This window comes from Microcoleus sp. Pol12B4, from assembly GCF_036701385.1.
Lineage (GTDB): Bacteria > Cyanobacteriota > Cyanobacteriia > Cyanobacteriales > Microcoleaceae > Microcoleus.
Genome location: NZ_JAUBQR010000095.1, coordinates 1 through 22,702 on the forward strand (window position 1 = coordinate 1; position 22,702 = coordinate 22,702).

14 protein-coding genes and 1 pseudogene are annotated in these 22,702 nt (G+C 46.6%); 8 read left to right on the forward strand and 7 right to left on the reverse strand.

What is annotated here, in order from left to right; genetic code table 11:
- A pseudogene (locus QUA38_RS14690) lies at positions 1 to 426 on the reverse strand (NACHT domain protein); the annotation flags it as partial.
- Positions 427 to 806: 380 nt separating this feature from the next.
- On the opposite strand from QUA38_RS14690, the gene QUA38_RS14695 reads away from it, so the two are divergent.
- Positions 807 to 1,163: a hypothetical protein gene (locus QUA38_RS14695; RefSeq protein ID WP_333162916.1), complete on the forward strand. Its 357-nt coding sequence runs from the start codon at positions 807 to 809 to the stop codon at positions 1,161 to 1,163.
- 52 nt (positions 1,164 to 1,215) lie between these two features.
- On the opposite strand, the gene QUA38_RS14700 is transcribed toward QUA38_RS14695, so the two are convergent.
- From QUA38_RS14700 to QUA38_RS14720, 5 genes are all read right to left on the reverse strand, one after another.
- A complete protein-coding gene (locus QUA38_RS14700) occupies positions 1,216 to 2,184 on the reverse strand; it encodes a YegS/Rv2252/BmrU family lipid kinase (RefSeq protein WP_333162918.1) in 969 nt (322 codons plus the stop codon).
- Between the two features lie 267 nt (positions 2,185 to 2,451).
- Positions 2,452 to 3,228: a DUF3891 family protein gene (locus QUA38_RS14705; protein ID WP_333162921.1), complete on the reverse strand. Its 777-nt coding sequence runs from the start codon at positions 3,226 to 3,228 to the stop codon at positions 2,452 to 2,454.
- 96 nt (positions 3,229 to 3,324) lie between these two features.
- Positions 3,325 to 4,926, reverse strand: coding sequence for a metallophosphoesterase (locus tag QUA38_RS14710; RefSeq protein WP_333162923.1), 1,602 nt, complete (start codon positions 4,924 to 4,926; stop codon positions 3,325 to 3,327).
- 118 nt (positions 4,927 to 5,044) lie between these two features.
- The gene (locus QUA38_RS14715) at positions 5,045 to 5,191 is read right to left on the reverse strand and encodes a hypothetical protein (protein WP_333162925.1); all 147 of its coding nucleotides are present in this window, start codon (positions 5,189 to 5,191) and stop codon (positions 5,045 to 5,047) included.
- Between the two features lie 407 nt (positions 5,192 to 5,598).
- Positions 5,599 to 6,654, reverse strand: coding sequence for an alpha/beta fold hydrolase (locus tag QUA38_RS14720; RefSeq protein WP_333162927.1), 1,056 nt, complete (start codon positions 6,652 to 6,654; stop codon positions 5,599 to 5,601).
- 386 nt (positions 6,655 to 7,040) lie between these two features.
- Between QUA38_RS14720 and QUA38_RS14725 the strand changes: the two genes are divergently transcribed.
- From QUA38_RS14725 to QUA38_RS14755, 6 genes are all read left to right on the forward strand, one after another.
- On the forward strand, positions 7,041 to 8,216 hold the full coding sequence (locus tag QUA38_RS14725) for a DNA cytosine methyltransferase (RefSeq protein WP_333162928.1): 1,176 nt from the start codon (positions 7,041 to 7,043) through the stop codon (positions 8,214 to 8,216).
- 462 nt (positions 8,217 to 8,678) lie between these two features.
- Complete coding sequence (locus QUA38_RS14735) at positions 8,679 to 10,712, forward strand: hypothetical protein (protein WP_333162930.1); 2,034 nt, start codon at positions 8,679 to 8,681, stop codon at positions 10,710 to 10,712.
- Positions 10,705 to 11,697, forward strand: a complete 993-nt coding sequence (locus QUA38_RS14740; RefSeq protein WP_333162933.1) for a hypothetical protein — start codon at positions 10,705 to 10,707, stop codon at positions 11,695 to 11,697. Before QUA38_RS14735 ends, QUA38_RS14740 begins: the two co-directional genes overlap by 8 nt.
- A gap of 23 nt (positions 11,698 to 11,720) precedes the next feature.
- Positions 11,721 to 17,450 (forward strand): DEAD/DEAH box helicase, encoded by a 5,730-nt coding sequence (locus tag QUA38_RS14745; RefSeq protein WP_333162935.1) that lies wholly within the window; start codon positions 11,721 to 11,723, stop codon positions 17,448 to 17,450.
- Between the two features lie 219 nt (positions 17,451 to 17,669).
- The gene (gene purB / locus QUA38_RS14750) at positions 17,670 to 18,965 is read left to right on the forward strand and encodes an adenylosuccinate lyase (RefSeq protein WP_333162943.1); all 1,296 of its coding nucleotides are present in this window, start codon (positions 17,670 to 17,672) and stop codon (positions 18,963 to 18,965) included.
- Positions 18,966 to 19,265: 300 nt separating this feature from the next.
- Positions 19,266 to 19,991 carry a M15 family metallopeptidase gene (locus QUA38_RS14755; protein WP_333162937.1) on the forward strand — a complete coding sequence of 242 codons (726 nt, stop codon included), beginning with the start codon at positions 19,266 to 19,268 and terminating at the stop codon, positions 19,989 to 19,991.
- Positions 19,992 to 20,065: 74 nt separating this feature from the next.
- Here the strand turns inward: QUA38_RS14755 and QUA38_RS14760 are convergent, their stop codons facing one another.
- Complete coding sequence (locus QUA38_RS14760; protein ID WP_333162939.1) at positions 20,066 to 20,908, reverse strand: SH3 domain-containing protein; 843 nt, start codon at positions 20,906 to 20,908, stop codon at positions 20,066 to 20,068.
- Positions 20,909 to 21,156: 248 nt separating this feature from the next.
- On the opposite strand from QUA38_RS14760, the gene QUA38_RS14765 reads away from it, so the two are divergent.
- Positions 21,157 to 22,524 carry an NACHT domain-containing protein gene (locus tag QUA38_RS14765; RefSeq protein WP_333162941.1) on the forward strand — a complete coding sequence of 456 codons (1,368 nt, stop codon included), beginning with the start codon at positions 21,157 to 21,159 and terminating at the stop codon, positions 22,522 to 22,524.
- Positions 22,525 to 22,702 lie beyond the last annotated feature (178 nt).

Sequence of the window (22,702 nt, forward strand, 5' to 3'; positions counted from 1 at the left end):
CACCATCACATCTCCCAGCGTCCGCGTCCGCTTTGCTACTTCCATAAACACGGCGGCAAATGCCATGAATTCCCGTCTGGGGTCAATGCCTAAATCTCGAATTTCTTTGCCTAAAGCACTCTCATTCAGATAGTCATCGCCTGCTTTAATTAAAATGGCTGGGCTATCGGACTCGAAAGCTTGGCGAAATGCTGATTCAATCTCTTTTTGGCGAAACAGTTCTAAAATCTGTTTGGGTTTGCCAGCGCCGTACTCGACTAAAGTATAAACATAAACTCCGCTAAAATCTGCGGGCGGAGCATCGGGGTCGAGGTTAAATCTTTTTAAGATTTTGATGACAGTTTCGTTGCGCTGAAACTTGTCTTTTATAGTGCCGAAGGGAATTGTCGTCAGGAGACTGATAACTAAGTCGAGACTGATTAACATGATCTAGGCTTTCCTATTTTTCCGTGGAAGTAATGCTCAAATCTAGAATCGGTAGGCTGTGTCCCTGAAATGTGTTGCGGGCGACGATCGCAAACTGCTCTATTTTTATGTTAACAGGATTTACGCGCTCCGACCAAAGAAACCGGGTTTTTACCGAATCTGCTGGTCGGAGCGAAGTATTTTCGTAAAAAACCCGGTTCCTGACCCGCCGTTGGTAAGTTATATCCAGTTAATTAACTTAGCATTTTTTAGAAAGTTTGACCACTATAAAACACAGAAAAAACCGACATATATTGTAGTAATAATAGCTCTAATTGAGCTGTCATATCCGATTTTTAAAAGTTAAAATATAGATAACTAACAAATAAAATTCGCTATCTATGAAAATACAATCTTCTGTCTTAGTCCACCTGGGATTTGGCAAATATGTACGCTCCGATCGAGTAACAGCAGTCATACCAATTGAAGACGAACGGGGGCCCGGTCGGCGCACTTTCGTGCACGTAGACGGCGAAACAGACCCGATCGTTGCTTCGCGCGCGGAAGATACAATTGTTCGCGATTTGGTGCAGGAACCGCGCGAAATAACTCAAGCTCGGCAGCAACAAGAAATCCTGCAAGATTTGCTGGCAGATTTGAGCAATGTTAACGTCACCGTGCGCCGCATCAGCCGCGATGAAGGCGGACTCGATCTCGAACGTTTGGAGCGCCGCATTCGCCAAATCTTAGACGCCTAAAAAACAAAGACCGCCCGGGCGGTCTTTCTTATTGTTTGTGTCGCTAAAAATTTTAAGTTGAGGGCTTCAATGTAATTTCGATGTCCGCTAAACCGGTGAGTTTTTCTACCACGGGTTCTTCTTCAACTCGCGGTACAAAAATAGTTAAACCTCCCGGAACGCACTCAATAGAAACCGGAGTCATGCCAATGATTTCGCCGTCTACAACCACTTTTTGAGGCGGATCGGCACTAATTGTTACTTTTTTTGCCCGCAAATAACCGATGTCGTCGCGATCGGTAGGATTGCCGCTCAAAGCTGTTTGTAAAAGGTGATAAGAAGCTGCGATCGCCCCAGCTTTATTCTGAGGCGCAACCAGCGTCACGTCCAGCAAGCCGTCATCAAAAATAATCCCCGCCGGGCCTTGAGCTAAAATCGAAGTAGCCGGCGCTGCATTCGCCACTGTCACCGCCACAGCAGTAAGGCTAATAATTTTATCTTCGGTTTCGATTTCCGCTTCAAATCTTTCTAAATTGTTTAACTGTTTAATTCCTGAGAGAATGTAAGCCAGCATTCCCCAGCGATTCTTCATTTCGCGATCGGCAAGTTCGACGGTTTCCGCCTCAAAGCCCACTCCAGCTAACAAAACCATCGGCATTTCACCGTTGCAAATCGCCGCATCCACCACCCGCGTCAACCCTCCAAAAATAGTGGCGCAGGCGGTTTCGATTGTATTTGGAATGTCTAAAGCATTAGCAAAAGCATTAGCAGTTCCCCGCGAAATAATTCCTAAAGGAATATTTGTGCCGACAATCGCCCCAGCAACTGCGGACAAGGTGCCGTCGCCCCCGGAAGCAATAATTGCCTCAACTCCTCTATCAACTGCTTCGCGGGCAATTTGGTCGGCGTCTAATTCGGGGGTTGTCAGCCGAATGTCTAAGTCAATAAAAGGCTCTAAGAGTTCCTGAATTCTCGCTAAGTCTTGGTCGGGGTCGCTGTTACCGGCGACGGGATTGAAAATTAGGCAAGCTGAACGTTTCATAGTTGGTAATAGCTAATAGGTAATGGGTAATGGCTGAACTGAAACCCTAGAGTTTTTTTCGTTTGTATCCAAGTTTCGATCGCCATCGCATCCCCCTTAATAAGACCCATTTTGACTGTTCTTATCCCCCCCCTTATTAAGGGGAGTTAAGGGGGAGCAAGACTCAACTATAACCCTGATTTAGACATGGTTTTAACATTAAGTTAACACAAATGCCATGTCCGCTAAACTTCCACAACAACCCTCACCTATTTTTCAAAGGTTTAATTAAGACTTGACAAAAGTCCACTCTAAAACTTCGCGGGGAGCTTTGTGCAACGCTTCCTTGATTTCCTTGTTACTGTCAAACTTGACTTTATCCAAGCGGCACGCTTCGACGTTCACAGTAAATTTATCGTCTTCAAAAGGCCAAGGAGTTACAGTCACGAGTTCGTTGCTGTGCTGTACAATATCGTAGCGCTTGCCGTCCGGGCCGACACTAATTTCTAAAGCTCGTTCTCCGGCGGGTAACTCGCGGCTGCAAAGAATTAATGATAGCCGATCGCACCACTGGAAAAAAGCATAAGCTGCCTTAGCATCTTCCTGAGAAATATTCAACTCTTTTTGCCATTTTTTTTGATTTTCGAGTTGTTCGTCCAAAAACTCGTCGAGTTCCTTCGATTCTCCCCGCTTTCCTTCATTGAGATAGCTCATGTGCATAGAAATTAGCATTGCTACCCACCTACCGCGATATAGGGAATTCTGCGTCATGGCTTTAATTTTCGGCAGAGAAGTTTCCGTCTGCAAGGTAAAATCAAAGGGCGCGCCCGCTTCAGTTAAAATATTTTCTTCCCATTCTTTCTCCAAATCATCGTGATGCGAAATCGCTGCTATGGTTTCGTAGAGGCGAACCGGAGATTTCGAGCGCTTCCACTGTCCGCCAAGTTGGGCGGCGAGCAAAGCATGGGCGCGGTGGTAAATAATTTCCCAGCCCGTTGCGGTTAAGTTAGCAATCATTGAATTTTTCTCCTGAATTAAATTGATACAAGTATTTTGTGCGAGCATTCGGATCTCGATCCCCTCTAACCTTAAAAAGGGGGAACCGGAATCGGTCAAAGTCCACCTTTTTAAGGGCGATCGAGACTTACAGAAAAACGAAAGTTAAATCACAAAAGGTTCGATCGAGATATCCTGCCATTTCCCCTCAAATCGTTCAACAACCAAAGGTCGGATGCGGAACTTCGGGGGACACCCATCAAGAACATCAATCCGCAAACACGAATAAGGACGGCGTTTGTGGGAACCTTGACCGCTGCGGCCGATAAATAGCAAAGATTCTGCTACCCGCCGGCTGGCTGTTTCGGAACCAGACTGCCGCGCCAACCTATAAGCTTCAGGACTCAATGCTTCCTGCAACATCGGCCCTTCCGGGCGCTGGCGGCGGAGACTGTGGCCGCTTCCCCCGCAGACAATCCAATTAATCCCTGAGTCGCCGTGTCCGGTATCCCCAGTCCGCAGGTATTCCAAACAGTGAGCGTGGCCAGTCAGCACCAAATCTACTAGCGGACGCCCCCGCGCCACTTCGCCAACTGCATCGGCCACCCCGTCGAGTACCTCGCGCAATCGCAACCGAACCGCCAAAGTTTGAGCTTGATTCCACTTTGTCGCCTCGGTCACGTAGGGGGGGTGGTGCAGGTAAATTACCCGCCCCCGCACCTCGGAATCGCGCCAAGAGTCAATCAGCCTTTTTTTCAGCCATTCGAGCTGTTCAACGTCGGTGGCGGCTGTTTTGTCGGGGGACAGTTGTTTGTCAATATCCATCAACATTTCGTCAACTTGCTCTAATTTGGCGGCCAAGTCGTCTAGCTGTTCGGCTTCATCGGGAATTTGGGGGTTGAGCCGATCGCACATTTCGAGCATGACCAATTTTTCTTGTTCCAATTTCTGGCGATCGAGTTCCAAATTCTGGCGGCGAATGTCGCCCTGTTTGGTTCTCGGGATCGGTAATGGTTCGTTGAAGGTGTTGGAGTCGAGGGCGAAGAAGTCGATGCCGCCGCTGCGGAAGGTGTAGTAGCGGTTGGGTAAGCGGGTAAAGCGTCCGGGTTGGTAGCGGATGCAGCGGCCTGTGCTGGTGCTGGCGGTGTAGTGGGCGTCTAGGTGGCGATCGAGCTCTCCCGGCATTTTGTGAGCTTTGAGGTAGTCGAGAAAGGCTTTGGCGTAGGTGTTTCCGCGATCGGAACCGTGCCAGCCGACATCAAGATCCAACTTGGAACCCAACAACCGGCGCAGCGGCAAAGCTGTCGCCGACAGAATGCCGTAGACTATCGGCAAGTCGTAATAGTCGTGGTTTCCCGGTACGGGCAAAAACGGAAAATTAAACACCATGCGATCGTAAGCAATCCGAGAGGGCTGCTCGCCGCCGACTATAAATTCTCGGTAGGGGCGAATAAAGTTTTGCAAGTAATATTCGCTGGAACCTACGAGATAAACTACATCGCCCGTGTGGAGGACGAAACGGCAAGTTTCGCGCTCGGAGACCATCTGTTCGGCAATCTGTCGCTGGGGATTGTAGCCGCGGTGATTTCCCGTGCCGCTGTCGCCTACGACTAAAAACGAAAACTCTGGAGATTCGGTGGTTGGAGATTCCAAAACCATCCGAGTTTGGTCGATTCCCCGATCGACGATCGACTGTTCTTGCCACCGCACCCGCTCGTTCATTTTGCGGATTTTGACTTTTATTTGCGGGTCGGAAACGAATTTCAATTCACCTCTTCTCCAAAATTGCTGAGTTCCTAATTATTAATATTGCAGCGATCGGGCGAGTTTTTACATCTCTCTAAAAGCTGAAAATCGAAGCGCGGGTACTCAGAAACCGGGTTTTTTAGGAGAATACGGCGTTAAAACCGACAGCAACTGCCAAAAACCCGGTTTCTTTGGTTTTGATGCGATCGCCCCGTCTCTCAACTAAAATAAGATTTTGTACGAGGCGGTGCTGTTTGTTGTTGCCGAGGACGAGGGCATCAATCAAGGACGTGGGAAGATAACACTAACAATGCTAGCCAACTACAGCGAACTCTAAATACGAGAGAGTAATTATCGCAATTTGCGGTTTGATTAGATTGAGAGTTGGAGCTTTAGTTTTACCTAGTTAATAGCTGACACAATTCTCAAAAAAAGGAATAAATTAATCCATATTTATTCAGCAGTTTTTAACTATAATTGCTTCTAATCCTTATGCTGTCGTCACATCAAGGTTAAGTCAACTGGCTATGCAAATTATGCACAATTGTGTCCCCGTAAGCCAGTCAGCTTTTGCCCAGATGTCTAGTGTTTTTGCGAAATAGTTTTAAGGTTCTGGACTGGAGGGATTAAACCCCCTAATCCTTTCATCCTCGCAACTATTGCCGAGAAGTGTTCAGATTTTATTTCATAATCTTAATCAACACTCAAGGCATCGAACCACTGTAAAATCCGATTCCATGCCCACCACCGATCGCTATCACCAAATTGATGCTGACAACGTTTACTACTGATATGCCCAACATGACCGCCGTAGGCTGTCACCACTAATTCTAAGGCAGGATTGTTTGCGCTAATGGATTGCAACTCCGAGACAAGCACCGGATCAAACATCGGATCATCTGCTGCATAAAGGATGTAAGTGGGTTTTTTGAGGTGAGGCAAAATGTGTAGAGCGCTGCTAGCCTCATAGTATTCTTCCACAGAGGAGAAACCTAACGGGCCAATTACCAGTTCATGGTCAAAGCCCCAAATGCTGTTGGCGCGTGCAATAGCGGCAGGATCGATCGCCCCTGGATGTGCTTTAGCGATCTGTTTTGCTAGTTTTTTTAACTGTCGCGCGATCGCTTTTTCTAAAAATTTTCCCCACTCATCTTTAACTAGATAAGACAGAGAACGGTTCGAGTCCAAGCTGGGGCAAATCACCGCCGCGCCTCCTAGTTCTGACTCTTCGATCCCTAAGTCCGGCCCCCAATCTGCGATCGTCTGAGCTGATTTTACAGCCCACAAGGCTAATTGTCCGCCCAGGGAATAACCCGTGAACCAAAAAGGGGCGGGACATCCCATTTCTTTAGCAGCAGCAGCAATCCGAACGAAATCTTCGCCTTCGTATAGGCCATCAGAAGTCAGGGTGGGAGAGAGTTGGGCAGTTTTGCCGTGAGCTCGCCAGTCAAATAACACCACTGCACAGCCTTGGGCATAAGCTTTACGGCCTAGTAGCTTGAGATACCATTGATTATCCAGATCGCCAGTAATGCCGTAAGTGCCGACAATGGTATATCGGGGATTTTCGGGGATGGCAACCCAGCCGAAAATCGGAACTCCACAGGCACCCGTAAAGATGTGTTCTCGGTAAGGGGGATCTGGGTGAGCGATCGTCTTTTCCCAGCGGCGACTAGCCCTTAAAGCGGTGTACAACGTCATTAACAGGCCGTTGTTCAGCAGCCAAGGTGGAGTATAGGCAATGGTCATAAGCGGATGTGGGAAATGTCTGTCTTGTTGATGGGATTTTTTTACTTGACAGGTTGGCTATTCTAGCGAATAACCCTGAAAACCGCAATACTTTTTGAGTCAATGCACTCAAGGGCGAAGTCAAGCCAAAATATTAATTGCTATTCATTTGGAACCATTTATTGGCGAATAGAGAAGAATGCCAGCTAACGAGGTTTAGCATATTGTAGCGGAGCGCCCAAACTACAAAAAAAACCTGGTTGCTTTGAGAAACAGGGTTTCTGAGTCTTGCATCCCCGCGCAGATGTACAATACGACGATCGCACTTTCCGACTCCAAGTGCGATCGATCTCTACACCCTGCCCCAAGTCGGCAACATCAGATAGAATGCAGTAAACAAATATAAAATGGAAGCAATACAACTGTCTTTATTCTCAAATGAGTCTGAACCAATTCCTGTCAAAAAGCAGAAGAAAGCAAAATTAGGGCGTTACGAACGCATCCAACGCGAACTAGAAGCAAATCACTGCGATCCGTACAAGATATTCATTGATGTTGAATCTCAGTCACTGCCAAAATCAGACTATACATTTGTCGATCTTTTTTGCGGTGCGGGCGGTATGACGCAAGGTTTATTGCAAGCAGGTTTTCGACCAGTAGCAAGTGTTGAAATTAATGCGATCGCCTCGGCAACTCATACAAAAAACTTTCCAGATTGCCATCACTTGTGCGACGATATAAAAAACTTAAATCCCCAAAAGTTGCTCGCTGAAATAGGTTCGCCAGAAGTTCATGTTGTTGTAGGTGGGCCGCCGTGTCAAGGCTTCTCAGTTGCAGGAAAACGCGACCCCAACGACCCTCGAAATCGCTTATTTAGAGAGTTTGTCCGCGTTGTCTCTGAAATACGTCCTTGGTATGTTGTCATGGAAAACGTACCGGGAATATTGACTATACAAAAAGGAGCTGTTAAGCAAGCCATTTGCGAGGCTTTTGAGGAAATTGGCTATCCCCACGTTTCCGTTGCTGTTCTGGAATCAGCCACCTATGGAGTCCCGCAAATCCGGCCGCGAGCCATTTTTATTGCCAATAGATTCGGGATGCAAAATCCCTATCCCAAGCCGCAATTGTTGCCCGAACAATACAAAGCGATTGAGTCAGCAATTTATGATTTACCAGAGTATACTCCCATCCCAGAAATTAACCACGAATGGACTCGTCATTCTGTTGAGTACATGGAAAGACTTGCTAAAGTTCCACCAGGCGGTTCTTTGTATGAAAGCTACGCCGATGCTTTCAAGCGACAGTATCCGGGAAAACCGAGCATGACTGTTAAAGAAAATCACGGCGGCACTCATATTCATCCTTATCTCGATCGGGTTATTTCAGCTCGTGAAATGGCTAGATTGCAAACTTTCCCGGATTCATTTATTTTTGAAGGTTCTATGAAAAAAGCAATGTGGCAAATTGGAAATGCCGTGCCGCCTCGTTTAGCAGAGTGTATCGGTTTTGCACTTATTCCATATTTGGCAGATATTGCTTTGAACAAATTTAAGCAGCATGAAATAATCGTTCTAGCTTCTTAGTTGCTGGTAATGGTTTACCTTCAGCTTGACAACTCTCGATTAGTAAGTCTAGTACCTGTCGCGCATTGTAGATAGCTTATTCATAAGAAGCTCCGTGAGTTACTGGTTGCATTACATCCTCAAATTCCTGCAAAAAAACGACGAAGCACCGATCTTCTTCTGCCCATTGGATAACAACTGTATATTTCATGGTTCTGTCTCCTCTGCTGCAATTTGCCTGAGCGCCTCAAGTGTTTAGTTGACTAACTTCTCTAAATAATGTTTCTAACAATTATTGTCCGTGTTTGGCGGTTTCCTCGTAAGTGTGCCGATTGCAAGGCTACCTGATCTCAGTAAATTAACGCAAGCTGAAAACAAAAAGTTTATCTTCTTTTGACCACTGGACGATAGGACTAGAATGGCTATTAATGGGGTATAATAATTAAAATTACCAAGCTCACTTAAATTATATGAAATATAAAAATGGATTATTTAAAATGGAATAATTCAATCGCAGCTCATTTTTTCAAAAATGAAATGGCAGGGCGCAGCGTTCACCTGTATGTCACAGAGGAACTAATAACAGATATTGGTCAAAACTACGGTGGGGATCTTCCCGATTTTATTAAGGCAGTTAAGGCTGGTCCTATTGGGGTGCAAGGGAAGGGCATCTGCGAGAAAGCCTTGCAGAGTATGGATGACTGGAAGTACCGACACGGACAAAAAGGTTATCCTCTTTACATCGGCTATTTGGCGCTATTCGTCCTCGCTGCTGGTATCGAAGAAGATTTTGCAGCCCATGCCTACTACCGCCGTCTCCGGGCATTACTGCGTGAAGAATCTACATCTGGACAGTATCGAGGCTTCGACCAGATGAGGAGGCTTTGGGATGACTTAGCGCGGTGGGCAAATGAATACAAATCAGGTGAAGTAGGGATCTTCAATATCAACAGTGCTGGACGTCGGATTCATGTTGGCATACCCATCGCCCAAACTCTTTTGACTGAAAAAGAGCGGCGCGCACTACCTGCTATTTTTGCGGCTGCTGACTTAGATCCTGTTTCACATCCTACTGAGGGGGCGATCGCACTTTTGTTAGCTCATCATGGGCGTAAACAACTGCGAACACCGACGCTGCGCTTATTAGAAAAAACTGGCGAGAGTGACGAACATCGCCAAGCATTGCTCGAATGGATTATTGATGAATTGCGTGGTTGGGATGGAACGGCTGAAGTTTCAGATAGAACGCAGATTTACGGACTATTGAGATTGTGCTGCAAACTCGATCCAATTGCCAAACGCGCCACTATAACCTTGCGTTGCAGTACAAAACACGAATTTTCAGAAGACGATTTATTGTTATTTTCAGATGGTAATTGTCAGCCCTTCTCTTGTTACGAAGATAGTGGGGGTTGGTCTTCAACTCTGATATCTGAGTCAGATGGAAAACTACTGGTTGCCTCTGAATTTGATTGGTTGAAAGGCCTGCAAGTGCGATCTGATGACTCTAAATGGTGTTTTAGGCTGCCAGCATCACCCATTCGAGTATTCGTTGATGGAGGTAGTCAGGGATTACCGGGATTTGTAGAAGTGCGACAGTTGCCCATTCAAAAGCCATTTTATTTAGCAGCTCATCAAGAGTGTTTGGAATTGCTGACAAGATGGGGAGACTCTAGCTGTCAAGACTTTGAAAATTTGCAAATCATAAATGGTTTGCCCAGTGGGTGGCACTTCTTCAAAGCGAAGGGGGCTTACCGTGACGAGCTTGTTAAACGAGAATACCCAATCTTAGCTTTCCCGACTAATGTACGGCTAGAGTTGGCTGGGGGAATCCGCCTGGAAAAAGGTAATAAGTTCTTTAAATTTGCACCGCCAAAATTGGTGCTGCAAGGTGGTAGCGAATCAATAAAAGTATATTGCAACGATCGCCTATTAGATTCTACGGAAGCAGCAGATATTTATGAACTGCCAGCCGATACTCCAGCGGAAACAAAGTTGCTAATTGAAGCACGCAGTGGAGATGATATTATCAGACGCTGTTCTCTGTTATTGGTAGAAAACTATTCTTTGCCATCCCAAACCAACGCGCAACAGTTCGATCGCTTCGGGAAGCTCCAGACCGAGGCAAATGGGAGTGCAGGCGTTGCTGGTGCATGGGCGTGGGGTGTTGATTTCCCGGACTTTAACTTCAACACTTTTTTACCAATACAAGGAAAGCAGCGGATTTTCTTCGTAGGTAAAGAACCAGGTCAAATAGCAATTTGGCCAGGGGAATCACTGCCTACAGATTGGGAGCCTGTTTGGGCTATTTCCAAAGGTCGTCATCGCGGTCAAGTAATGTTTTGCAGCACCAATTTAGCCGAGTCACAACCGTCGATGTCAAAGTGCAAGGACCGCAAGAAGATGCGGGCATGGAAAGAAATATTGTGGCACGATCGCAAGAAAATGTCCCCGCCCGATCGTTCTAACTTGAAAGTATTGTGGCAACAGTTTCAAAAGGAGGCAGAACGTGTCTGAAACTAGCGAAAAACTGCTCTACATTATTTCGGCAAAAAAGGAAGTGACTTGGCTATCCTTTAAGGAAACCTTTGATTATTTGTATAATGTTGAGACGGGTGTGAGGGAGGAAAACACGGACAAAGACGGAATTAAGAATAAAAGATTTCAAGTAATTCGCGCCCTCGATTCTCTGGGTCACTGTGACTTTAATTTTAGCGATGATAGCAGCAAGAGTAAGGCTTATGCTGCTCCCCCTCTATTGGTGCGATTGCCAAGTGCCGGCTTTCCTCAAGCCATTTTAGCAGGAGCGCGATCGCCTACTACTATTCAACAATTATCAGATGCTTGTCAGTCTGTGGGAAATCACATCAACGTTGAAATCCAAGAACAAGCGAGTGAATTAGGGCTGATACCGAAGCGAGTGGCTGTACAAGCAGAGGATGTAAGGGAATTACAGGCGATCGCATCATCTCTGAGCATACCTTTTATCGAAACGCCCTCAGCCTGGTCTTTGCTGCATTTTGCTGCCAGTATTGACGACTACTTAGCTACCCTCAAATGGTCTAACGATCCAGAATTGAAGTGGAAGCACCAAACCTTTCACCCTATTTCTTTACAGTTTATCGAAGAAACAGACGCTAATATCCGTATCAGCAGATACAGTCATCCCTCCCGAAACACAAAAATTTGTTATCTTTGGCAAGACGAAAGGGGTACCGAAATAGACCTTGATTGGGGAAGGTATGCCGTTCTCAAAGCACTGCGGCGGAATGTCCTAATCTACGACAAACGCAGATTCACTATGGCAGTACCAGCCAGCGCGAATCTGCCGCGACTCCTAGAGAGAGCCTTGACTCTTTGTTCCGGTTATGCAGCAACATATGTAAAAAAATTGCCGCACGAGCCGCAAATTAAGGGATTCAAGTTATTCTCCGCCATTCCGCCTCAAATAGCAGAAATGACCGCAGCTAAATTAGGGCAGACACTCTTGCATCAATCTTAAAATATAACATAGCGAGGTAATTTATGCACGACCCAATTAACGCTTTTAACACCATCCGCGACAACTTCCTACTGTACATAAAAACCGCTTTCGGAACTCAATTCCCAGAAATAGAACAAGAACGCGAAAGGCGACTGCTGGAACCAGGTGTGTTTTGCCAAGAACCTTGGATTGAGCCGTTAGCGCGCTATCAGAGTTCTGGAAAAACTATCCACGGTCTTGAATTATCAGATGTTCCTGGGTTAGATGAAACTGCCCTTCAAGACTTCAAAGAACTAGCCTCGCGCGGACTGCTTGGTAATTACGAACTCTACAGCCACCAAGTCGAAATGCTCCGCAAAGCATTAGAGGGCAAAAATGCAGTAGTAACGGCTGGTACAGGGTCGGGGAAAACAGAATCTTTCCTGTTGCCACTGTTTGCTTACCTTGCAAAAGAATCAAGAACGTGGGACGCTCCCAATCCAGTTTCACCTCACGTCAATGACTGGTGGGAAAACGAGGATTGGCAAAATCAATGTTACCCGAAGGTAAATGAAAGACGCCGACAGCAGCGTTCTTGCCGCGTTTCTCAAAGAGAATATGAAAACCGCGATCCCGCTGTTCGGGCAGTGATTTTATACCCGATGAACGCCTTAGTTGAAGACCAGCTAACTCGACTGCGCCGCGCCCTCGATTCTGATTTAGCTAGAGAGTGGTTTCAAAATAATAGAAATGGAAACAAAATTTACTTTGGGAGATACAACGGAGTTACACCCGTGCCCGGGCATGAAATTAACCAGCACCACAATCTCAACACAAACAAAATAGAAGATTTGGTTGAGGCTATGCAGAAAATGGCTAAATCAGCTCAAGCTGCTGCCATTTACGCTGATGAAACAGAGAACGACGAAGTGCAATTCTTTTTCCCTAAGTTGGATGGTTCAGAAATGCGATCGCGCTGGGATATGCAAGATGCTCCGCCAGACATCCTAATTACAAATTATTGTATGCTCAGTATTATGTTGATGCGGGATGTCGATCGAAATATATTTGACCGAACGAAAGAATGGTTAAAAAAAGATGGCAGCGTCTTTCACTTGATAGTAGACGAATTGCACCTTTACCGAGGAACTGCTGGAACAGAGGTAGCATACCTCTTGCGGCTGTTTTTGGAACGCTTAGGACTTCATCCAGGTCATCCCCAGTTAAGAATTCTCGCTTCTAGTGCATCTCTCGATCCAAATGATGACGATAGCCTAGAATTCTTGTCGCAATTCTTTGGCACAGAATGGCATCCCGAACAGATTATTCCTGGCTGTTCAGAAGCAATTCCAGCAATCGAAAGTGAAGAGTTTCTTTCTAGCGAACCATTTACCACTTTAGCTGCATTGCCCAATGCTAATAAGCCAGAAACCTTAGTAGAAACGCCCCAGTATCACACCTGCCGCGAAATTATCGAATCAGAAAGTGTCGCGGTTAATGCCAGAATGCTCAATGCCTGTACTGATGATTCAGGACAAACTCGCGCTGTATCGCTAACTCAATTTGCGCGCCGAATCTTCGGCAATCATTTAGAACATAATACTTTGCAGCTAGCAGCAAGGGGTTTGCTGATGGCTCGCGGTCTATATAAGGGTCCGTCGTCGTTACCATCCTTTAGACTGCACTGGTTTTTCCGAAATATTGAGGGGTTGTGGGCTTGCATTAAACCGGGCTATCGAGTTAATGGGGAACAAACTCGACCAGTGGGAAGATTATTTGCACAAACTCCCCCCATTCGCTGGGGAAATTACCGAGTTTTGGAGCTGCTTTACTGCCAACAATGCGGCACGGTTTTTCTGGGTGGAAACCGCCTGGTACTGCAAGACAACGATCGAGGCTGGGAACTTTTGCCTACAGCACCAGATATTGAAGGCATACCTGACCGTCAAGCTGCAAGGTTTTTGGAGCGGCGGACTTACCGAGAATTTGCTATATTTTGGCCCTCCAGAGCTCTTAATGCAGATGTTCCCAACTACTGGAACCAGCCATCAAGACAAGGAGAGCAAGGACAGAGAGCTTATTGGGACACAGCCGCGCTTGACACCCGCAGCGGTCGAGTTATTTTAGGAAATCCACCTACAGATACAACCGCTAACCAGTGGGTGAGAGGCTATATTTTTCACTTGCGGCAGACGCAACTGGAAATGCAAGAAAATATAGGAGCTTTACCTTCGATTTGCCCCTGCTGTGCAGCCGATTATAGCAGGCGACAAACTCGAAGATCGCCTATTCGCGCCTTCCGTACTGGCTTTTCTAAGGTTAGCCAACTGCTGTCTAAGGAACTATTTTATCAGTTACCTGACACTGAAGAATCCCGAAAATTGGTGGTATTTTCTGACAGTCGGGAAGATGCCGCTTCGATCTCGAATGGAATTGAGCGATCGCACTACGAAGATCTAGTACGAGAAGCCCTATTGGATGAATTTGCACAGCTAGCTATCGGTGAATTTCAACTGTTAGAAGACCTGCAACAATACAGCCGACCTATGAGGCATGGAGCCATTCAATTTGCAGACCGAAATCCCAATCGCGTTGCGGAATTACAGCAGCAGATTGAGTTGGGTAATATGATTTTACCCGCTGGACTTCCTCCTATTGCATTACAAACACTCCAGGTACAGCGCGACAGCGCACAAGCAGCACTTAATGAGATTCAGCAAAGAGGAAATACGCGCACAGTGCCTCTGAGAGTGATGTTTGAAGGCGAAAATCAAGATCCTGGTTTGCTAATTCAGCGCTTAGCAGCTTTGGGCGTCAATCCAGCCGGTAACGACATTCTTTATCAAGAGTACCAATATGACGGTAAGGATAACTGGCATCATTGGACGGAGATGTTTGATTCCGATTTGACCTCTCCTAGATGGCGATCTGACTTGTCTCCTGCTGCACAGGAACGGCGCGAAAATCGACTTCGCCCCAAAGTTCAGTCTGAGGTTTGCATTCCCCTATTCAGCCGCCTGTACTTTGGCATTGAGGCGTCGGGCTTGGGCTACGTCCGCCTCAATTTAGCGCCAGAAACAGTCGATAACTTGGCTGTTCAATGCGGTGCTTCAGCCGAAGTATTTGAAAGTATCTGCGACGGATGTCTGCGAGTTTTAGGCGACTTGTTTCGATACGAGCAAATCGATTCGCAGTTTCCGATCCACGAATGGCAAAATTGGAATGATGCTCGCGCAAAATTGCGTAATTATGTCAAGGAGTGTGCAGCACATAACGGGCTTTCAGCTCAAGACTTGCGTCAGTCATTGTGGTCAGCTATTTGCGATCGCGGTCAACACCATTTCTTTATTCTTGAGCCCCGGCATTTATGGGTGCGAGTGGCTATTTCTGACGATCCGGTGTGGCAGTGCGAATCCTGCGGACGCCCTCACTTGCACCGTGCGGGCAGTATTTGTACCAATTGTTTCTCTCAGTTGCTCGCATTGCCTAATAAAACCTGTGCAAATTTGCGTGATCGCAATTATTACGCCAAAGAAGCCATCAATCAGCGTCAACCCTTGCGACTGCACTGTGAGGAATTGACAGGACAAACCGACGATCCAGGTGAAAGGCAGCGGCATTTTCGCAATATTGTCATCAATATTGGCAATCAAGAGCGACAGTTTATTCGTCAGGTAGATAGCATCGACATTTTAAGCGTTACTACCACGATGGAAGTCGGAATTGACATCGGCAGCTTAATGGCTGTGGTAATGGCAAATATGCCGCCGATGCGCTTTAATTACCAACAGCGAGCTGGACGTGCGGGCCGTCGCGGTCAAGCTTTTGCTATTGTCCTGACACTTTGCCGGGGTCGCAGCCACGACGAATTTTATTACCAGTATCCTGAGAGAATTACTGGCGATCCGCCACCTGTTCCTTTTTTGTCAATGTCGCAGGTTGAAATTGCGAGGCGTTTATTAGCAAAAGAATGCTTGCGGCGAGCATTCTTAGATGCTGGCGTTCAGTGGTGGGAAAGTCCAACACCGCCAGACAGTCACGGGGAATTTGGAACAACTGAGGCATGGCGAAATAACGCAGATAGACGCGATCTAGTTTGTCGCTGGCTAGAGACTTCTCCTGATGTTAATCAAGTGGTGGATGCGCTGCTTGTAAATGTTCAAGGTATCGATCCGGTTGAATTTGAACTGTTTGCCCGCCAAGAGTTGTTTCAACAGGTTGACAACTGCGCTAATAATTTGGAATTGGCAGGAGACGGGTTGGCAGAACGCCTTGCTGAAGGCGGGATTGTGCCGATGTACGGTATGCCCTCAAGGGTGCGCGATTTGTATCACGGGGTCAACAAGAAGCTGAAGCAGGTGTATAAAATCGATCGCGATTTAGATTTGGCAATTACGGAATTTGCGCCAGGATCTCAAAAGACCAAAGACAAACGCATTTATACATCCATTGGTTTTACTGCCCCGTTGCTCTGGAAAAACAATTTGGCTCCTGCCAACGGTGAATCTATTTCTCAACGCAACTGGATGTTGAGGTGCAATCGCTGTCAATTTACGCAAACCTCTAATCATCAGTTTGAAGATGAAATGTGTCCAAACTGCGCGGCAACTGGAGAAGAGGGATTCCGAATTTTTCAATGGGCTGTCCCCTTGGCTTTCCGTACAAGCCTAAGTCGCGGCTCTGATGCTAGAGATGAAGATGAGTTGATAGTTACTCGTGCTGGCAGTGTAGCAGAGTCACAACCTCAAGATGTTGAAAATTTTGACCTCATAGAAAACACAAATACTAAGGCTACATTTGCGCAATCAGGCCGTGTTTTCCGCGTTAATGACAATCGAGGTCTTCTGTTTCGCGGAGCAATGGGAACTGCTTCCCTAACAAGAAATTGGTTAGAGTTAGACAATCAGTGGATTGACGATCGTTTCCAACAAGGTGGCAGCGCGGGGGTGCAATTTCGGTCAGAAGGAGAACCAGAGGAGATCGCGATCGCAGCCCCAAAAACAACAGGTGTATTGCGAATCAAACCTGCTGCTGTACCTCTTGGTTTGTGTCTAGATCCGCTCGCATTTGGTTCTGCCGTTAAAGCGGCTTTCTACTCAGCGGCTTTCACTGTTCGCTCTGTTACTGCTGAGAACTTAGATATCGATCCAGAAGAATTAGACGTGAGCGGTTTGCGACAAGTTGAACTAGGGGAGCAAAGAGTAGGAGAAATTGTAATTAGCGATCGCCTGCCAAATGGTTCCGGGTTTACCTATTGGCTTGCCCACCACTGGCAAGAAATCCTCTTCGGCATTGTGAATGCTGACCCTGGAGCTGACACCTTTGCAGGACATCTAATATCACCGCAACATCGCCATAATTGCGATTCTTCATGTTACGACTGCTTGCGGCAGTACCGCAACATGAACTATCACGGCTTGCTGGATTGGCGATTGGGTATTTCCCTGCTGAGGGCGCTAGCCAACCCTGATTTTTCATGCGGTTTAGACGGAAATTTTGACTCTCCAGACTTAGAATACTGGCGAGAAAACGCTGTGTCCCTCCGCAATAACTTTTGTGCATCTTTCCACTATTGTGATCCCAGGGAATTCGGTGCTCTACCGGGTTTTGCAGTGGGCGATATCAGCGTTATTATCGTTCATTCTTTGTGGAATATAAATTGCCCTCAAGGCTTATTAAATGAAGCGAAGGATGCTGCTGCTACAGTCTCCGCGCCCGATCGAATTCGATACCTAGATACCTTCAATCTCCTGCGGCGTCCAAGCTGGTGTTATCAGTCACTAGGTAATTAGAGCAACGCAGTCCCGTGCTGCTTTACCAGATTGCCTAAAGCGTGCAGAATCTTCTGTTTCGATCGACTCATCTGCCAATCTTCAGTCTCTGCGGACGATGTGTCTACGGACGATGTGTCACATATCTGGAAAGTTCGATCGCCCCAAATTCCCCATCCCGACTCAAGACGGAGGCCTCACAGAGGTACAATAGGACGATCGCATTCCCCAACTCCCACCGTGATAGAGCGCTACACCTTGCCCGAAATGGGCAACATCTGGACTGAAACCGCCAAGCTTAAAAGCTGGCTGCAAGTAGAAATCGCTGTCTGCGAAGCTCAAGCCGAACTCGGCTACATCCCCGCCGCCGCAGTCGAAGAAATCAAAGCAAAGGCTAATTTTGACCCCAAACGAGTCCTCGAAATAGAAGCCGAAGTCCGCCACGACATGATCGCCTTCTTGACAAATGTCAACGAATATGTAGGCGATGCCGGCCGCTACATTCACCTCGGCTTAACCAGTTCCGATGTGCTCGATACCGCTTTGGCGCTGCAATTAGTCGCCAGCGTCAATATTTTGTTAGAACGTGTCGAAGAATTGAGTCAAGCTATTCGCTATCAGGCCCAACAGCATCGCAATACCGTCATGGTTGGCCGATCGCACGGAATTCACGCCGAACCCATCACCTTTGGCTTTAAACTAGCAGGATGGCTGGCAGAAGTCTTTCGCAGCCGCGCCCGATTAGTGAATTTGCGATCGTCCATCGCAGTCGGCAAAATCTCCGGCGCAGTCGGAACCTATGCTAATATTGACCCGCGAATTGAAGCGATCGCCTGTCAAAACCTCGGACTCGAACCCGATACCGCATCGACTCAAGTCATTTCGCGCGATCGACACGCCGAATACGTCCAAACCTTAGCACTCTTAGCAGCATCGATCGAGCGTTTTGCAGTAGAAATCCGCAACCTGCAACGCACCGACGTTCTCGAAGTCGAAGAATTCTTTGCCAAAGGGCAAAAAGGCTCATCCGCCATGCCCCACAAACGCAACCCGATTCGATCGGAAAGACTGACAGGAATGGCGAGAATTGTCCGCGCCAACGCCGTCGCAGCCTTAGAAAACGTGGCGCTTTGGCACGAAAGAGACATCTCTCACAGTTCCGTAGAACGGATGATTTTGCCCGACAGTTCCACTGTCACCCACTTCATGTTAGTAGAAACCACAGACTTAGTAAAACACCTCCTAGTCTATCCCGAAAACATGAAGCGAAACATGAACCTTTACGGCGGAGTCATCTTCAGCCAGCGAGTGATGTTAGCTTTAGTAGAAAAAGGCACGAGTCGCGAAGACGCCTACAAAATTGTGCAATCTTGTGCTCACGAAGCTTGGAACAAACAGGGCGGCAATTTCTACAATTTAATTGCTAAGGACGATCGGGTAACAGCTAAGATGACGACCAAAGAAATTGATGATTGTTTCGATCCGCAGTATCAATTGAGGCACTTAGATTTAGTGTATCAGCGCTTGGGAATTTGAGGACAATTAACAATTAAAAATGACTCAGAGAGAAAAGAGAGCGAGCGTTCTCGCGCTTGTCCCACAGTTTGCCGGGGGTTAAAACCCCCGTCTCATAGCTAAAGTCGGTTTTAACCGACTGAAAGACTCATAAAATAAAAGTTTTAGAGAAATATTTCAGTCCTCTTCAGAGGACTTTAGCTATGAGACAGGGGTTTCAAACCCTGTCGGTCTGGCGGGCTGGCAGACAACATGAAAAACGCGAAAATTCCCCAAAATATGAAATGTAAAAACTCTATTAAATATCCACTTAACAGAGCTATGAAGTTTAACCGATTTACAAAATATTTAATTGTATTCGCTTTAATATTACTATCTACAACTACACTGAATTATACAACGTCGATTCGCGCCCAGGAGCCGCCACAAGTGCAAATTACCCAACCCGAACCAAACCCAGTAGTACCTGAAAGTATTTTCATGAGTCAACTTCCTCGTTCGGCGCGACTGGTTGACATCCGCACAGTAAATCCCAACATTCGCCTCGATATCCGATACGCAACTACTAACAATTTCTTGAAACGAAAGCTTTACCCTATATCGAAATGCGCCTTGAGAAGTTCTGTTGCTCAAAAGTTAGCGCTAGTTCAAACAGATTTGGAAAAAATCGGATTGGGTTTGAAAGTTTACGATTGCTACAGGCCTTTCTCTGTGACTAAGCAAATGTGGCAAGCTTGGCCAGATCCGCGCTATGTTGCTAATCCTGCTAGGGGTTCGCGGCACAATCGCGGTGCTGCTATTGATTTGACTTTAGTCGATCGCACTGGCAAAGAATTAGAAATGCCCACACCTTACGATGATTTTACCGAAAAAGCTCACGGAGATTATCAAGGCGGCAGCGCGGAATCTCGGAAAAATCGTCAAGTGCTTAAGGATGCCATGAAAAAACACGGATTTATCGGTATAACAAATGAATGGTGGCACTTTGACTCTGAAGATTGGCAGAAATTTGCGATTCTTGATATATCGCTGGGAACGATTCCTTAATTATACTATTTATTAAAAGTCGCCGCTCCGGGTAGGGGCACGGCAGTGCCGTCTCCCTAAATATGTCAGAAAAGTTATTGCAATTTTACCGAAAATTCGTATTCGTATCCTCGGAAATTAGAGTCTAATTGTAATGTGTAATTGCCTGTTACTGGCACTTTTCCACTCCACTCTGTTTCATTGCCTTGATAAGGATCTCCGGCTAAAAGTTTGCCACGAGGAGTTATAATTTGGGGAAAAACATCTTTCCGATTCCTAACAGTCATTGTTTGACCTTTTCGGGCGCGAATCCGGTAAGAATGGCTGCCGCCGCCTATGATTCGACCTTTAACAATGGCTTCATCTCCTCCCGGCAGAAAATTAATCGGCTGGTTGAGGTTAGAACAACTGCTTTCGGTGCGTCTTTTCGCAACCCAACCGGGAACTGGATCGGTAATTCGCAGCCAACCGTTTTGTTCTTCGGCGACTGAAACAAAGGTATTATTTTTGAGTTTTCCTACAATTTGGCTGCCCCTTACTTGGGGGTTCGATCGCACATTTAGCGGTGGATTCGGATCGCTGACTACAGCTTGGGTGATTTTGCAACCCGAATTTGGCGGTGTGACAACTACTGGCTCAACTTTTCGCGGGGAGACTCCTGCAACTAGCGAGGATTGAACAGCCGGGGTTTTTGCAGGTTGGGGTTGGGATTTCGGAGATTCTGCAGCCTGGGTTTGTGCTTGCAGAGATTTTGGTTGCCGAGATTCAGGGTTGTTCGTCGGCCCTGCAATCTGGTTTCTGGTGGATGCCGGAGATTCTGCAAGGGGAAGATCGGATTGTTTCATCGCACCCGACTGTATAGTTGCAACAGCCACTCCCACCGCTGTTGCCAGTCCTGCTAAGCTTACTGTGATGATTTGACCCTTAGTAAATGACATAAAAAACCCTCTCTGTATCTATACTAATAATTTTTGTTTGGGAGTTGGGGCGATCGCCAGTTAATTTATAGTGGAAATACCTAGTGCGGGCTACAGGGTCAGGATTTTTATATAAAATTTCCGATCCATAAGTGCGGCAATAATTTGAGTCAATAATATATACTGGACGCCTATACTGATGGTAATCTTGCTCTGGGTTATTTGCGCGCAAATTTGCGAAGGTAAGCGTTCAGCGCGAGGTACATAAAATGTCAAAATTGATTTTTCTGAGATTACAAGCGCCCCGCGATCGATTGTTGGAGGAGGTAAAGCAGGAAGTCCAAGCAGGACGATCGCAGTCTTTACACACTGCTGTGCTGGTCAACCTCAGCCAAGACTCGCCGCCTCTTGGTGTTAACCGCTGTTGGGATGTAGAAGTGAAAGCCGGCAACCGTCCGAGTTTTCGGCTTCCTCCCAAAGCAAGCATTGCTAAAGTGTTCGATCGCAGTGGCGGCAAATTGGTAATTTTGGGAGCGACGGGTGCAGGCAAAACTACGACGCTGCTAGAATTAGCTCGGGTGTTAATTTCCCGCGCCCAAAAAGATGCTAGTTTGCCAGTACCAGTGCTGTTTGAACTCGGATCGTGGAAAGCAGAATCCGGGGCGATCGCAGATTGGTTAATTGCTCAACTTCAGTTTAAATACGGCATCTCTCCTGCTGTAGGCAAAAAATGGCTCGCCGAACAAAAATTGCTGCCTCTCCTCGACGGCTTGGACGAAGTAGAAACTTACCGCCAAAATAGCTGCATTCAAGCAATCAATCAGTTTGTTGAAAGCGAATTTAAACCCAAACATTTAGTAGCTTGCAGCAGTTTTGAAGCTTACAAAAACTGCGAAACTAGATTTCGCCTGCAAGCCGCAGTTTTATTGAAACCTTTAACAGAAACTCAAATTAAAAATTATCTGCAAGAAGCCAGAAGCCGCGAACTTTGGTACAGCATTGAACACGAGCCGGAGTTGTTGAAAATAGCAAAAGTTCCCTTGTTTTTGAGCATGATGGCTCTGGCTTACGACGATATTTTAATCGAAGCTTGGAAGCGGCTAACTTCTGCCGAAGAACAGCGCAAATATCTGTTAACGGCCTATATTCGCCACCAAATGACCGGACAAGTCAAGCAGTATCCCAGAGGTAAAGAACTGCGGCCGGAACAAATTCGCCACTGGCTGGGATGGTTGGCGAGAAGGATGGAACAGCAAGGAATTCAAGAATTTTACCTCGATCGCATACCGTCTAGCTGGCTGCAAACAGCCGATGAACGGCGCAAGTATCAGTTTGGAGTTAAGCTGGTTGGCGGGCTGATTTGGGTGATTTTGGGATTAATTGCCACCCTAGTCTCCGGGTCGATTTGGGGAATAGTTGCGGGTGCTGTTGCTGCGGTAATTAGTGCTTTTTTGCCGGGAATTCCGGGGATTGAAAGTTTTATATTGCGCCTGGTTCTATGGTCGAACGGCTACATTCCTTGGGATTACAGGCGTTTTCTCGATGCTGCGACCGATCGCCTGTTGCTGCAAAAAACGGGCGATCGGCGTTATCGATTTATTCATGATTTACTGCAAAAACATTTTTCGGAAATCTAAATGCCGGAGCTTGACAAAATTAAATAATTATGATATATGTCTTGCCAATCGTGCAGGGTTCAATTGCCGAATTTGCGATCGCATCCTCATCCACACCCCCAAAAGGTTAAGATTCTAATCTGACCCTCCTGCAATCATTGCTTCACCTCCTATGGCAGAAACCTTATTGTTCAACGCC

Excerpts from the sequence above, each read along its gene's own strand:
- QUA38_RS14760 (WP_333162939.1), bottom strand. The coding sequence starts at position 20,908 with ATGTCATTTACTAAGGGTCAAATCATCACAGTAAGCTTAGCAGGACTG.
- QUA38_RS14765 (WP_333162941.1), top strand. The coding sequence starts at position 21,157 with ATGTCAAAATTGATTTTTCTGAGATTACAAGCGCCCCGCGATCGATTG.
- QUA38_RS14755 (WP_333162937.1), top strand. The coding sequence starts at position 19,266 with ATGAAGTTTAACCGATTTACAAAATATTTAATTGTATTCGCTTTAATA.
- QUA38_RS14700 (WP_333162918.1), bottom strand. The coding sequence starts at position 2,184 with ATGAAACGTTCAGCTTGCCTAATTTTCAATCCCGTCGCCGGTAACAGC.
- QUA38_RS14745 (WP_333162935.1), top strand. The coding sequence starts at position 11,721 with ATGCACGACCCAATTAACGCTTTTAACACCATCCGCGACAACTTCCTA.
- QUA38_RS14720 (WP_333162927.1), bottom strand. The coding sequence starts at position 6,654 with ATGACCATTGCCTATACTCCACCTTGGCTGCTGAACAACGGCCTGTTA.
- QUA38_RS14735 (WP_333162930.1), top strand. The coding sequence starts at position 8,679 with ATGGATTATTTAAAATGGAATAATTCAATCGCAGCTCATTTTTTCAAA.
- QUA38_RS14705 (WP_333162921.1), bottom strand. The coding sequence starts at position 3,228 with ATGCTCGCACAAAATACTTGTATCAATTTAATTCAGGAGAAAAATTCA.
- QUA38_RS14725 (WP_333162928.1), top strand. The coding sequence starts at position 7,041 with ATGGAAGCAATACAACTGTCTTTATTCTCAAATGAGTCTGAACCAATT.
- QUA38_RS14695 (WP_333162916.1), top strand. The coding sequence starts at position 807 with ATGAAAATACAATCTTCTGTCTTAGTCCACCTGGGATTTGGCAAATAT.